This is a genomic window from Agromyces capsici (assembly GCF_058349965.1).
In genome coordinates, this window is the sequence record NZ_JBYRET010000001.1 from 2,498,819 (window position 1) to 2,512,381 (window position 13,563).

Below are 13,563 nucleotides of genomic sequence, written 5' to 3' on the forward strand. Positions count from 1 at the left end.
GCGGCTCCGGGTTTCGAGACGCTCGCTGCGCTCGCTCCTCAACCCTCGCGAGGCGGCCGTGCGGCTCCGGGTTTCGAGACGCTCGCTGCGCTCGCTCCTCAACCCTCGCGAGGCGGCCGTGCGGCTCCGGGTTTCGAGACGCTCGCTGCGCTCGCTCCTCAACCCTCACGAGGAACGTTCGCTGCGCTCGCTCCTCAACCCTCACGGGGAACGGGCGCGCACCCCCCCAACCCTCTCTAGGCTGGACGCATGAGCCACGAAGCCGTGATCATCGATGTCGTCCGCACCCCGGTGGGGCGCGGCAAGCCCGGCGGCATGCTCTCGGGCGTGCACCCCGTCGACCTCCTCGCGGGCGTGCTTACCGCGATCGTCGACCGCAACGACCTCGACCCGGCGCTGATCGACGACGTGATCGGCGGGTGCGTCAGCCAGATCGGCGAGCAGTCGTACAACATCACGCGCAACGCCGTGCTCGCGGCCGGGTTCCCCGAAACGGTGCCCGGCACGACGATCGACCGGCAGTGCGGATCGAGCCAGCAGGCGGCGACGTTCGCGGCGCAGGCGGTGCTCGCCGGCCAGGCCGACATCGTGATCGCGTGCGGCGTCGAGTCGATGAGCCGCGTGCCGCTCGGCTCGAGCGCGGCCGGTGCCGACCCGTTCGGGTCGCGCCTCCGCGCGCGCTACCCCGACGGCCTCGTGAACCAGGGCGTGTCGGCCGAGCTCATCGCCGCGAAGTGGGGGTTCTCGCGCGACGAGCTCGACGGGTTCGCGGCGCGCTCGCACGCGCTCGCCGCCGAGGCGGAGGAGTCGGGCGCGTTCGCGACCGAGCTCGTTCCCGTCGCCGGCGTCGACCGGCTCGTCGACGAGACGGTGCGGCCCGGCACGACCCTCGAGTCGCTCGCGGGCCTGCACCCGGCGTTCCGCACCGACGCGCTCGCCGAGCGGTTCCCCGAGATCGCGTGGAGCATCACGCCCGGCAACTCGTCGCCGCTCACCGACGGCGCGTCGGCCGCGCTCATCATGAGCGCCGACGCCGCCGAGAAGCTCGGCCTCGAGCCGCGCGCCCGGTTCCGCGCGTTCTCGGTCGTCGGCAGCGACCCGCTGACCATGCTCACGGGCGTCATCCCGGCGACCGAGCGCGTGCTCGCGCGCGCCGGCCTCGTGCACGGCGACATCGACGTGTACGAGGTCAACGAGGCGTTCGCGTCGGTGCCGCTCGCCTGGCTCGCCGAGACGGGGGCGGATGTCGCGAAGCTCAATCCGCGCGGCGGCGCCATCGCGCTCGGGCACGCGCTCGGCTCCAGCGGCACGCGCCTGCTCACGACGCTGGTCAACCAGCTCGAGGCGACCGACGGCACGTTCGGGCTCCAGACGATGTGCGAGGGCGGCGGGATGGCCAACGCAACGATCATCGAACGACTCTGACCCCGGCCGCGAGCGTTCCGTTCGGCGCGAGTGGGCCCGATCCATCGGGCGCACTCGGACCGGACAGCAACCCTCGAGAACCCCAACAGAAGGAGACACATGGAACTCGGCGGAGCATCCGCGATCGTCACCGGCGGCGCGTCCGGCCTCGGGCGCGCCACCGCGCAGGCGCTGGTCGACGGCGGCGCGCACGTCGTCATCGTCGACCTGCCGGGTCCCCGAGGCGAGCAGGCCGCGGCCGAGCTCGGCGAGCGCGTCCGGTTCGTCCCGGCGGATGTCGCGGACGAGGCCCAGGTCGTCGAGGCGGTCGCCGCGGCATCCGACCTGGGACCGCTGCGCGTCGCCGTGAACTGCGCCGGCATCGTCACCGCGAACCGGACCGTCGGCCGCGACGGACCCGCACCGCTCGACGCGTTCGAGCGCACCATCCGCGTCAACCTCATCGGCACGTTCAACGTGCTGCGTCTCGCGGCCGCCGCGATGGCCCGGACCGAGCCCGTGTCGGGCGGCGTGGCCGGCGGCCCCGCGACCCTCGAGCGCGGCGTGATCGTGAACACCGCCTCGGTGGCCGCGTTCGACGGGCAGGTCGGCCAGGCCGCCTACTCGGCGTCGAAGGCCGGCGTCGCGGGCATGACCCTGCCGATCGCGCGCGACCTGTCGAAGCTGCTGATCCGCGTCGTGACGATCGCGCCCGGCATCTTCGAGACGCCCATGATGGCCGGCATGCCCGACGACGTGCGCACCTCGCTCGAGGAGCAGGTGCCGCACCCGTCGCGGCTCGGCCACCCGAGCGAGTACGCCGCGCTCGTGCGCTCGATCATCGCGAACCCGATGCTGAACGGCGAGGTCATCCGCCTCGACGGCGCGATCCGCATGCAGCCGAAGTAGGCGGGCACCCAGGAGGGCACGAGCGGATGTCGCGGGCACACGTGCGCCCGCGACATCCGCTCATCGTGCACTCAGCAGCTGCGTGGCACGACGTCGCCCCGCTGCACCCGCCACGCCTTGACCAGGCCGTCGATCGAGTCCCACGCCGCGATGAGCACCGCGCCCGAGATGACGACGGTCGTGACGACGCCGCCCGGGTCGTCGCCCTCGGGCCAGCCCACGAGCTCGAAGAAGCCCGGGTTGAGGAGCTGCCCGGTCGCCGCGAGCCAGATCACGGGGATCGCGAAGGCGGCGTTGAGCACCACGTTGACGGCGGCGAAGCCCCAGTTCCAGTTGCCGTTGCGGTAGAGCAGCGAGACGAACACCACCTCGAGCGCCGCGATGCCGATCAGGTACGGCAGCCAGAACGACCAGAGCTCCGGGTTCAGGACCGGCGTGGTCTCGCTGCCGGGGAACTGCACCGTGAAGTGCTGCCAGACGAGCGCGACGACGAAGAGCACGAGGAACACGATCGACGCGATGAGGTCGCCCAGGCCGACCTGACGTGGTGCGGGCAGCTCGGGGAGGTGGGCGGGGGTCCACGTGGCGAGCGGCGCCGTGCGCGAGGTGCGCTCGATGATCGCGAAGACGAGCGTGATCCAGAAGGCGAGATTCACCGTCACCGACAGGCCGGTGGTGATGCCGTCGAGGATCGACTGACCCGGGGTGCCGCCGCCGATGAGCCTGGCGAAGATCACCGCGCCCGTGGCGATCGGCACGACGATCGCGAGGAGCAGCTTCAGCAGCCGCAGCCAGTCGAGGTAGTACCGCGGGCCGATCAGCTGGAGCGGCCGGTCGAGGTAGCCGGCCGCGAGCCGCTCGGGGTCGCCGAGCTCGGTGAGCGCGGCGACTTCGGCGTCGTCGGCCGTGGTGGCGCCGCCGCCGCTCGCCAGGCGGGCGTCGATCGCGTCGCCGATGCGCTCGCGCAGCTCGCGGGCGAGCTCGTCGCGCTGGGCCTCGGGCACGGTGCGGGTCGCCGCGTGCACGTAACGCTCGGTCAGCGACGGGGTGGTCGGGGTGGTCATCGTTCGTCTCCCGAGGTCAGCCGGGTCAGCGCCCGGTCGATGTTCTTCCAGTCGGCGGTGAGGACGCCCGCGAGCTGCTCGCCCGCCGGGCTGGTGCGGTAGAACTTGCGAGGCCGCGCCTCGTCGGTGTTCCACTCGCTCGTGAGGAGGCCCTGCTTCTCGAGGCGCCTGAGCAGCGGATACAGCGTGTTCGCGTCGACCGTGATGCCGAGGCCGTTGAGCGACTCGAGCAGGGCGTACCCGTAGTCGGGCTCGCGCAGCCGCACCAGGCAGCCGAGCACGACCGTGCCGCGCCGCAGTTCCTGCAGGTGGCCGGTGGTGGTGACATCCATGCTCATGTGATGCACTGTACTGTGCGTCGCACACTATCGCAAGAGATACGATGACGGATGGCGTCTCAGGACGAGGTGTGTTGTGCAGAATTCAGGAGGGCGGGGCTCGCCCGTGCTGGTCAGCGCGGCGATTCGCGCGTTCGCGCATCCCGGGTGGGGCCGCTGCTCCTGAATTCTGCACTCTTCGGGGATTCGCCCCGGGCGGTCCTACTCGTCGGCGTGGGCCTCGAGGAACGCGTACACCTCGACGTCGTCGACGCCGGGGAACGTGCCCGACGGCAACGGCGAGAGCACGTGCGCGTGCAGGCGCGCGCTCGGCCACGCCTGCCCGGCCCACCGCTCCGCGAGCCCGTCGGGAGCGCGCCGGCAGCACGCCTCGTCGGGGCACGTCGAACTCGCGCGCAGCGTGGTCTCGCGGCCGCGGAACCACTTCGCCTGATTGAACGGCACGCCGACCGTGATCGAGAACTCCGCGGCATCCGTTCGCCCGGTCTGCGTCGCGCACCAGAAGGTGCCGGCGGGCGTGTCGGTGTACTGGTAGTTCTCGGTCGTGCGGTTCGTGTGCTCGAACGCGGTGCGGGCGCTCCACTTCTTGCACACCCACTGGCCCTCGATCGACCCCGTGACATCCGTCGGCAACGGCAGGTCGTCGTTCTCGTAGCCCTTCAGCAGCGCCCCGTCGCCGTTCACGCGCAGGAAGTGCGCGGTCATGTCGAGCTGCGTCGTGGCGAGGTTCGTGAAGCGGAGGGCCGCGGCCTCGTGCGTGACCCCGAACGCGTCGCGGAAGTCCTCGATCGCGAGGCGCTTCTCCTTCTTCGCCTCCTGCAGGAACGCCACCGACGCGTCCTGCGGCATGAGGCACGCCGCGGCGAAGTAATTGATCTCGAGCCGCTGCCAGAGGAACTCGTCGTAGCTCGCCGGGGGAGTGTGCCCCAGCAGGCGGTGCGCCATCGCCTGCAGCGCCATCGAGCGCAGGCCGTGCCCGCCCGGGATCGACGCCGGCGGCAAGTAGATGCGGCCGTTGGCGAGGTCGGTGATCGACCGGGTCGAGTCGGGCAGGTCGTTGACGTAGATGAGCTGGAACCCGAGGCGCTCGGCCATGACGCTGACCTCGCGATGAGTGAGCGCGCCCGAGCGGTGGCCCGACGCGCGCACCTGCTCCTCGGCGAGATCCTCGATCTCGGGCAGGTAGTTGGCACGCTCGCGCATGGTCTCGCGCAGCTCGGTGTTCGCCCGTCGCGCCTCCTCCGGCGTCGCGATCGCCTCGCTCGCCCGGCGCTGCAGCTCGCGGTGCAGGCCGACGATCGACTCGAGCGACTCGTCGGTCATGCCCCGGGTGGGCTTGACGTGCGGCAGGCCGAGGCTCGCGTAGAGCGGGCTCGACTGCGCGCGGCCGAGCTCGAGCTCGAGCGCGGCGCGGCGGCTCGGCGCCTCGCGCGAGAGCAGGTCGGCCAGGTCGACGTCGAGCGCGCTCGCGAGCGCGTCGAGCGTCGACAGCTTCGGCTCGCGCTTGCCGTTCTCGATGAGGGAGAGCTGACTGCCGGCGAGGCCGACCTCGTCGCCGAGCTGGTCGAGCGTGAGGCCGCGCTCGCCGCGGTAGTGGCGGATGCGGTGGCCGAGGGTGGCCAGGTCTGGGCTGCCGAGCTTCATGCCTTCAGAATATCGAAAGATCCGTGAATCTTAACGCTCGAAATGGCCGAATGGATGGCTCGTCTTCTCGCACACTGGAAACACGCCACCGAACACGGGGCCTCCCGAACTCCACGAAAGGGACGACGATGACCATCTCCGACTTCTCGGTCAGCGCCTCCGGATCCGCCTCGGACGAGGGCGACCGCCCTCGCGGCACCACCGACCCCGCCCTGCGCGCGTGGGTCGCCGAGATCGCCGCCCTCACCAAGCCCGACGAGATCGTCTGGTGCGACGGCTCGAAGCACGAGGCAGACCTCCTGACCAAGCAGCTCGTCAACGAGGGCAAGTTCATCAAGCTCAACCCCGAGTGGCGCCCCAACAGCTACCTCGCCCGCACCGACCCGTCGGACGTCGCGCGCGTCGAGGACCGCACCTTCATCTGCTCGACCTACGAGGAGGACGCGGGCCCCACGAACAACTGGCGCGACCCGCACGCGATGCGCGAGGAGCTCACGCACGTCTTCGACGGCTCGATGAAGGGCCGCACGATGTACGTCGTCCCCTTCTCGATGGGCCCGCTCGGCGGCGACATCAGCCAGCTCGGCGTCGAGATCACCGACTCGCCCTACGTCGTCCTCTCGATGGGCATCATGACCCGCATGGGCGAGCAGGTGTACCGCCTCATCGAGGCCGGCGAGCCGTGGGTGCACACCGTCCACTCGGTCGGTTACCCGCTCGTCGACGGCGTCGGCCACCGCCGCGACGACGCCGAGTGGCCCTGCAACGACACGAAGTACATCGTCCAGTTCCCCGACTCGCGCGAGGTCTGGTCGTACGGCTCGGGCTACGGCGGCAACGCGCTGCTCGCCAAGAAGGCGTTCGCACTGCGCATCGCGTCGGTGATGGCACGTGACGAGGGATGGCTCGCCGAGCACATGCTGCTCATCAAGATCACCTCGCCCGAGGGCAAGGCCTACCACGTCGCCGCGGCGTTCCCGTCGGCGTGCGGCAAGACCAACCTCGCGATGCTGCAGCCGACGATCCCCGGCTGGAAGGTCGAGACCATCGGCGACGACATCGCCTGGATGCGCCCCGGCGAGGACGGCCGCCTCTACGCGATCAACCCCGAGGCGGGCTTCTTCGGCGTCGCGCCGGGCACCGGCGAGTCCACGAACCCGACCGCGGTCCAGACGCTCTGGGGCAACACGATCTTCACGAACGTCGCGCTCCGGCCCGACGGCGACGTGTGGTGGGAGGGCCTCACCGACACGCCTCCGGCCGAGCTCACCGACTGGCAGGGCAACCACTGGACGCCGGAGTCCGGTCGCCCCGCCGCGCACCCGAACTCGCGCTTCACGGTCGCCGCGGCGCAGTGCCCGCAGATCTCCGACGACTGGGACGCGCACGACGGCGTGCCGATCGACGCCATCCTGTTCGGCGGCCGCCGCGCCACGAACGTGCCGCTCGTCGCCGAGGCCCGCTCGTGGAAGCACGGCGTGTTCATGGGCGCGACGATCTCGTCGGAGCAGACCGCCGCGGCCGAGGGCACGGTCGGCGAGCTCCGCCGCGACCCGTTCGCGATGCTCCCGTTCTGCGGCTACAACATGGCCGACTACTGGGGCCACTGGGTGAAGATGGGTCGCATCCTCGGCACCAACGCGCCGAAGATCTTCCAGGTCAACTGGTTCCGCAAGGGCCACGACGGGAAGTTCCTCTGGCCGGGCTTCGGCGAGAACTCGCGCGTGCTCGAGTGGATCGTCGGCCGCGTCGAGGGTACCGCCGAGGTGCGCGAGACCCCGATCGGCCTCCTGCCGGCCGACGGCTCGCTCGACCTCGACGGGCTCGACATCTCGCAGGACACCGTCGACCACCTCTTCGAGGTCGACCCGAAGACCTGGCTCGCCGAGTGCGACCTCACCGAGGAGTACTTCGGCCAGTTCGGCGACCGGGTTCCGGCGGCGCTTCGCGCCGAGCTGTCCAGCCTCCGCTACCACCTGCAGCAGCAGACCTCGTAGCAGGCCGATCCGTGGGTCGGCCGCCCCGGGCGGGGGCGGCCGCCCGCTGCGCGCACGGGGGTGCGCGCACGGCGACGGATGCCGCGGGCGCGGCGTGCACGGGAAGGCGCGCCTCGCCCGCGGCATCCGTCGCCTCGTCCTGCCGGGCGAGAGGCGGGCGGGTCAGCGGATCTGGCCGCGGATCTCGCCGCCGGCATTCTCGACCCGATGCGACGGCGCGTGAAGCCCCAGTCCCGATGCAAGCCCGCGCCACGCGCGCGGGATCCGCGGATCGGCGACGCAGCGGGGCTACCGTGAGCCGCGGGAGGGCACATGGAGTTCGGGACCGCCATCACCCGCGTCGGCGAGATCATCGACATCCTCGGCGTGATCGCAATCGTCGTCGGCGTGCTCTATGCGATGGGGGATGCCGCGGTGCGCCGTCTCCGCCGGACCGGCCCGGTCTACACCCGTTTCCGCCGGGTGCTCGGGCGGGGCATCCTGATCGGTCTGGAGCTGCTGGTCGCGGCCGACATCATCCGCACGGTCGCCGTGACGCCGACCATCGAGTCGGTCTCGGTGCTCGCCCTCATCGTGCTGATCCGGACGTTCCTCAGCTGGTCGCTCGAGGTCGAGATCTCGGGCCGCTGGCCGTGGCAGAAGGCGCGCACCGGTGCCGTCGAGGACGAGGCGGGCGAGCCGGCCGGCCCTGCATCGCCGAGCGGCGCCGAGCGGATTGAGCCGCCCATTGCCGGGCGAACTCCGTGACTGGGGTCACGGCACCGGACCGTACTCGGCGAGCGGCCAGACGGCCGCGACGGTGCGCAGCGCGCGCCCCTCGGGCGGGCGCAGGTCGACGAGTGCGACCTGGGCGAGCCGGATGTCGCGCCCCGGTGGGATCGAGCCGTGCACGCCGTCGGTCACATGCGGGCGGTAGTCGAGCCGGGCCCGCGCGACGTCGACGTCGGCCTCGCGCAGCGCGCGGAGCAGGCGTGTGCGCATCGCGCCGAGCGGGCCGTCGTCGCTGATGAGCGTGACGGGGACGTCGCGCTTCGGGCCGAACATCGCACGGTCGAACGCGAGCGTCGCGATGGTGCTGCGCCCGTGCAGCACGGGCCCGAGGAGCTCGGCGACCCACGCGGCGTCGTGCCGGGTCTCGAACGGCTCGACGACCGTGACGTGCAGCGGCCACGCCGAGACCGGGAACCCCTCGCCCGCGGAGAGCGGCTCGAGCGGCAGCACGACGGCGAAGCGTCCCATGCGGCGAGGGTACGCCGGATGGGACGCTTCATGCGATCGTGCGATCGACCGATCAGGCGATGCCGTCGAACAGCTCGAGCAGGGCGGACGGCGCGAACCGCACCTCGATCGAGCCCGTCGGTCCGCCGCCCGCTGAGCCGATCCAGAGTCCGGAGCCCTCGTGGACGCGCATCCAGCCGTCGCGGAAGACGACGTCGGCGCCGAGGACGATGGCGATGGCCGGGGCGTCGCCCGCGCGCAGGTCGATCGAGCCCTCGATGTCGTGCTCGGCGCGTGCGTCGACGTCCTCGCGCGCCTCGACGCCGACGAGCGGCCGGCAGACGGGCGTCCCGAAGCCCGGCGCGTCGAACGGGCTCGACGTCGCGGCATCCGCGCTCACGCCGACGTGCACGCTGGTCGAGGCGAGCGCCGTCTCGGCGCGGCCGTCGAGCACGAGCCGGCTTCCGGCCCGGAATCGGTAGAACAGGCGGCCGTCCACGGGTGCGGCGGGGAGCACGGCGGCGCTCACCCAGTGGCGCGACCAGGCGAGCGCGTCGCCCTGGCGGTTCGGTGCGTCGTAGAGGCTCGCGGTGATGCGGACGGCGCCGTCGGCGCGGGTCGCGGCGGCCCGGAGCGCGCTGGTGCGCTCGCCGTCGGGCGTGACGGTCCGCGCCTGCTCGAACGCGGGCAGGCGCTGCGTGTCCCATTCGCGCAGCCACGTCTGCAGGCGGCCGCGGAGTTCGTCGAACCCGGGGCGCGCGACGACGGGGGCGTCGTCGATGGGCGGCGTGTCGAGTGCGGCGACGAGGTCGCGTGAGGAGAGGGCGGCCGCGCGGTCCGCGGTCCGGGGGGAGTCGAGCAACGTCATGATGGTCCTCCGTCTGGGGCGGCGCGGAGCGCGCCGGAACACGATGGAGGTCACGTTAGGCACGCGGCGGCACGGCGGCATCCGCGCCTGCCCCGGGATCGGATGGGGGTCAGCCCTGAGTCCGGGTGGAGGCTGGGCCCGACGACGTCAGACGAGCAGCTGGTGCTCGGCGAGTTCGCGGTAGAGCGGCACTGCCTCGACGAGCTGCTGGTGCGTGCCCTCGCCGATCACGCGGCCCTCGTCGAGCACGACGATGCGGTCGGAGTCGACGACCGTCGAGAGCCGGTGCGCGATGACGATGAGCGTGCGCCCGGCCGCGACCGCGTCGATGGCCTCGCGCATCATGCGCTCGTTCACGCCGTCGAGCGAGGACGTCGACTCGTCGAGGAGCAGGATCGGCGGCGCCGCGAGCAGCGCGCGTGCGATGGCGAGCCGTTGGCGCTCGCCGCCGGAGAGCATGATCCCGTTCTCGCCGACCTGCGCGTCGAGCCCGGCGGGGTCGCGCTCGAGCACCGAGCCGAGGTTGACGGCCTGCAGGACGTGCACGCACTCGGCATCGGTCGCGTCGGGGCTGCCGAGCCTGAGGTTGTCGCGGATCGTGCCCGCGAGCACCGGCGCATCCTGCTCGACGTAGCCGATCTGTGCGCGCAGCTCGGCGCGCTCGAGCGCGCGGACGTCGAGTCCGCCGAGCCGGACGGTGCCGACGCTCGGGTCGTAGAACCGCTCGATGAGCGCGAGGATCGTCGACTTGCCGGCGCCCGACGGGCCGACGAGCGCGATGCGCTGCCCCCGCGGCACGCGGAACGACACGCCGCGCAGTACGGGCTGCCGGTCGGTGACGTCGGGCTCGGGCAGGTGCTCGTCGGGCGAGTCGTTGGCGGGGTCGGCCGGGTCGGACGGGCGCGTGAGCGCGTACGCGAAGTGCACGTCGTCGAACTCGATCGCCGGGGCATCCGGAAGCAGGCCCTCGTTGGCTGGCCCCACGATCACCGCGCGCGCGGCGAGCTGCCGGTCGTGCGCATCCTCGTCGGGCAGGTCGAGGATCTCCTGGATGCGGCCGAGCGCGCCGAGCGCCTGGTTGACCGAGGTGATCGCGCCGAACGCCTGGCCGAGCGGCAGGATCATCATGAACAGGAACAGGATGAACGCGACGAGGTCGGCGACCGTGATCGCGCCCGAGGCGACGCGGAAACCGCCCACGCCGAGCACGACCAGGAACGACACCTGCATCGCGATGCCTGCGATCGGCACGATGAGCGCCGAGACCTTCGCGACCTGCACGCCCATCGCCCACGCGCCCTCGGCCTCGCGCTCGACGTCGCGGATCTCGCGTTCGGTCGCCCCGGCCGCGCGGATGGTGCGCACCGACGTGATGGCGCGCTCGACGGATGCCGCCACGTCGCCGACCTTCTCCTGAGCCGCGCGCGACGCCTCGCGCACGCGCGACGACAGCAGGGTCACGGTCGTGATCGCGATGGCGATGACGAGCACGGTGAGCCCGAGCAGCGCTGCGTCGATGATGAGCATCGCGATGAGGGCGCCGACGAACGTGACGGCGCCGCCGACCGCCTCGACGAGGCCCTGCGTGAGCACGGCGCGGAGCATCGTGGTGTCGCTGCCGACGCGCGAGACGAGGTCGCCCGTGCGGCGCGTGTCGAACTCGGCGATCGGCAGGTGGAGGATCTTCGCGACGAGCTGCCGGCGGCTCGAGAGCACGACGCCTTCGCCCGTGCGCTGCAGCAGGTAGTGCTGGTAGCCGGTGATGATCGCGCTGACGACGACGAGCGCGACGAGCGCCCAGACGATCCCGTCGAGCGGGTCGCCGGCCTCGACGATCGTGATCACGCGGCCCACGAGCAGCGGCTGGGCGAGGCTCGCGATCGCGCCGATGACCGAGAGCACGGCGACCCAGATCAGCACGGGCCGGTGCTCGAAGATGAAGGGCAGCAGCTGGCGGAACGTCGCGCGCGGCCCGGGCGGCGTCTCGCCTCGGCGGCCGAACGGGTTGCGGCGCGGAGTGCCGCCGGGGCGGGCGGTCGGGTCGGGCCGTGCGCCCCCGGTGCCGTGGGTCGCGGCCGCCTTGCGGCCGACGAGGGGGATGCTCCCGGTGCGGGCCGATCGTGCGGCTTCGCGCTCGGCGGCGCGCGCGGCGGCGCGGGTGCCGGCGGGACGGGTCTCGATGTCGCTCATGTCGTCTTCCTGTCGCGTGGCACGCGGCTGCGGCATGCGTCGCGGCGCTCGCGGGCCGCCTTGCAGCATACGTCGCCGTGCTGGGAGTTCAGGCCCGACCATTCGTCAACCGTGATTGACGTCGCCGCCGGGCGAGGCGATGACGGATGCCGCGAGCGCATGTCCCGCGAGGCAGCAGGCCGTGGCATCCGCCCCGCCCAGTGCGACCGCCAGGTAGCCGGCCGCGAACGCGTCGCCCGCGCCCGTGAGGTCGCGCACCCGCTCGACCGGGGCGACCGGCACGCGGGCGGTGAGCTCGCCGCCGTCGAACACCTCGGTCGGATCGGGCCCGTGCTTGACCACGACCCGACGGGCGACGGATGCCGCGGGCTCGCCGCCGCGGTCCACCCCGAGCAGCGCGGCCTCCGTCTCGTTCGCGAACAGCACGTCGGGTCGCAGCTGGGCGTACCAGCCGCGCACGCGCTCGACGCCGAGTCCGTCGAGCAGGCCCGTCGAGGACGCGTCGATCGACACCCGCGCCCCGTGCTCGCGCGCGAGCGAGACGAGGCGGCGCACCTCGCTGCGCATGGGCTCGTGCTCGAACCCGTAGCTCGGCACGTGCAGCCACGCGATGCCGTCGAGCCATGCGGGGTCGACGCCCTCGAGCTCGGCCGCCGCGGCGCGGTCGGGGAACATCGTGCGCTCGCCGTCGGGCGCGACGATCAGCACCACCGCGCCGGTGCGCCCGCTCCGCTGTACGCGCACGTCGACGCCGTGCGCTGCGAGCGTCGACTCGAGTGCCCGGCCCGCGCCGTCGTCGCCCACGCGGCCGACGAACCGCGTGGGTGTGAGCGTCGCCGCATGCGCCGCGACGTTCGCGGCGCTGCCGCCGCGGGAGCGGAACACCTGCGCGGCCGAGTCGGTCGCCGCGCGGATCGGCTCGGTCGCCCACACGACGATGTCCTCGAGCAGGTCGCCGACGACGACGAGCGCTCCCGGCGTCGGCGCGTCCGCCGCCTCAGCCGGCGAGCTCACGCGCGATCTCCGCACCGAGCCGCGCGTTGCCGCGGTACACGGCGAGGTTCACCTCGAGGCTGCGTCCACCGGTGGCGCGCTGCACGAAGTCGAGGAGGAACGGGGTGGTGTCGTGGCCGGTGACGCCCGCGGCATCCGCTGCCCGGAGCGCCTCGGCCAGCACCCGGTCGTGGACGGCGGGGTCGAGCTGCTCGGCCTCGGGGATGGGGTTGGCGACCAGCACGGCCGACGCGAGACCCAGCTCGTCGCGCGAGCGGGCGACGGCCGCGGCGTCGGTCGCCGACTCGACGCGCGCCGGAACCGGGAAGCCGGAGTCGGCGACGTAGAAGCCCGGGTACCGGTCGGTGCGGTAGCCGACGACCGTGATGCCGAGGGTCTCGAGCCGCTCGAGCGTCGCGCCGATGTCGAGGATCGACTTCACGCCGGCGCTCACCACCGTGATCGGCGTCACCGCGAGCCCCGGGAGGTCGGCGGACTCGTCGAACGTCTCGTTCGCGCCGCGGTGCACGCCGCCCAGGCCGCCCGTCGAGAACACGCGGATGCCGGCGCGGTGGGAGAGCCACGCGGTCGCCGCCACGGTCGTGCCCGCGTCCAGGAGCCGGGCCCGCGCGACGGGCAGGTCGCGCGTGCTCGCCTTCACGACCGCCTCGGACGCGCAGAGCCGCTCGATCTCGCTCGGGTCGAGGCCGACGGTCGGCACGCCCCCGACGACGCCGATGGTCGCGGGCTCGACGCCCGCATCACGGACGAGCGCCTCGGTCTCGAGACCCACCTCGAGGTTGCGCGGGCGGGGCAGGCCGTGCGTGAGGATGGTCGACTCGAGCGCGAGCACCGGGCGTCCGGCGGCGACGGCGTCGCGCACGCGATCGGCGATGCGGATGCCGGCGGAGGGGGCGGTCTGCATGCGCCTCATGCTA

Annotated in this window: 12 protein-coding genes; 4 read left to right on the forward strand and 8 right to left on the reverse strand. The window is 72.7% G+C overall.

What is annotated here, in order from left to right:
* The first annotated feature begins 249 nt into the window (after nucleotides 1-249).
* Together AC3RKB_RS11670 and AC3RKB_RS11675 are read left to right on the forward strand one after the other, a co-directional pair.
* On the forward strand, nucleotides 250-1,425 hold the full coding sequence (locus AC3RKB_RS11670) for a thiolase family protein (RefSeq protein ID WP_491436309.1): 1,176 nt from the start codon (nucleotides 250-252) through the stop codon (nucleotides 1,423-1,425).
* Between the two features lie 99 nt (nucleotides 1,426-1,524).
* A complete protein-coding gene (locus tag AC3RKB_RS11675; protein ID WP_491436310.1) occupies nucleotides 1,525-2,313 on the forward strand; it encodes an SDR family NAD(P)-dependent oxidoreductase in 789 nt (262 codons plus the stop codon).
* A 71-nt stretch (nucleotides 2,314-2,384) separates the two neighbouring features.
* On the opposite strand, the gene AC3RKB_RS11680 is transcribed toward AC3RKB_RS11675, so the two are convergent.
* The 3 genes from AC3RKB_RS11680 to AC3RKB_RS11690 form a co-directional block, all read right to left on the reverse strand.
* A complete protein-coding gene (locus AC3RKB_RS11680) occupies nucleotides 2,385-3,377 on the reverse strand; it encodes an HAAS signaling domain-containing protein (protein WP_491436311.1) in 993 nt (330 codons plus the stop codon).
* Nucleotides 3,374-3,715, reverse strand: a complete 342-nt coding sequence (locus AC3RKB_RS11685) for a PadR family transcriptional regulator (protein WP_491436312.1) — start codon at nucleotides 3,713-3,715, stop codon at nucleotides 3,374-3,376. The genes AC3RKB_RS11680 and AC3RKB_RS11685 overlap by 4 nt, the downstream gene beginning before the upstream one ends.
* 201 nt (nucleotides 3,716-3,916) lie before the next feature.
* Entirely contained in the window at nucleotides 3,917-5,359 is a 1,443-nt protein-coding gene (locus AC3RKB_RS11690; protein WP_491436313.1) for a helix-turn-helix domain-containing protein, read from the reverse strand.
* A 128-nt stretch (nucleotides 5,360-5,487) separates the two neighbouring features.
* Here AC3RKB_RS11690 and AC3RKB_RS11695 point away from each other — a divergent pair, with 128 nt between their 5' ends.
* Together AC3RKB_RS11695 and AC3RKB_RS11700 are read left to right on the forward strand one after the other, a co-directional pair.
* On the forward strand, nucleotides 5,488-7,356 hold the full coding sequence (locus tag AC3RKB_RS11695) for a phosphoenolpyruvate carboxykinase (GTP) (RefSeq protein ID WP_491436314.1): 1,869 nt from the start codon (nucleotides 5,488-5,490) through the stop codon (nucleotides 7,354-7,356).
* Nucleotides 7,357-7,668: 312 nt separating this feature from the next.
* Nucleotides 7,669-8,103 carry a DUF1622 domain-containing protein gene (locus AC3RKB_RS11700; RefSeq protein ID WP_491436315.1) on the forward strand — a complete coding sequence of 145 codons (435 nt, stop codon included), beginning with the start codon at nucleotides 7,669-7,671 and terminating at the stop codon, nucleotides 8,101-8,103.
* A 6-nt stretch (nucleotides 8,104-8,109) separates the two neighbouring features.
* Here AC3RKB_RS11700 and AC3RKB_RS11705 read toward each other — a convergent pair whose 3' ends face one another.
* The 5 genes from AC3RKB_RS11705 to AC3RKB_RS11725 all read right to left on the reverse strand — a co-directional run bounded on the left by AC3RKB_RS11705 (nucleotide 8,110) and on the right by AC3RKB_RS11725 (nucleotide 13,550).
* Nucleotides 8,110-8,595 carry a 2'-5' RNA ligase family protein gene (locus AC3RKB_RS11705; RefSeq protein ID WP_491436316.1) on the reverse strand — a complete coding sequence of 162 codons (486 nt, stop codon included), beginning with the start codon at nucleotides 8,593-8,595 and terminating at the stop codon, nucleotides 8,110-8,112.
* 52 nt (nucleotides 8,596-8,647) lie between these two features.
* Nucleotides 8,648-9,442, reverse strand: a complete 795-nt coding sequence (locus AC3RKB_RS11710; RefSeq protein ID WP_491436317.1) for a hypothetical protein — start codon at nucleotides 9,440-9,442, stop codon at nucleotides 8,648-8,650.
* Between the two features lie 147 nt (nucleotides 9,443-9,589).
* Complete coding sequence (locus AC3RKB_RS11715; protein ID WP_491436318.1) at nucleotides 9,590-11,632, reverse strand: ABC transporter ATP-binding protein; 2,043 nt, start codon at nucleotides 11,630-11,632, stop codon at nucleotides 9,590-9,592.
* A gap of 105 nt (nucleotides 11,633-11,737) precedes the next feature.
* On the reverse strand, nucleotides 11,738-12,646 hold the full coding sequence (locus tag AC3RKB_RS11720) for a carbohydrate kinase family protein (protein WP_491436319.1): 909 nt from the start codon (nucleotides 12,644-12,646) through the stop codon (nucleotides 11,738-11,740).
* A complete protein-coding gene (locus AC3RKB_RS11725) occupies nucleotides 12,630-13,550 on the reverse strand; it encodes a pseudouridine-5'-phosphate glycosidase (protein WP_491436320.1) in 921 nt (306 codons plus the stop codon). The genes AC3RKB_RS11720 and AC3RKB_RS11725 overlap by 17 nt, the downstream gene beginning before the upstream one ends.
* Nucleotides 13,551-13,563: the final 13 nt, after the last annotated feature.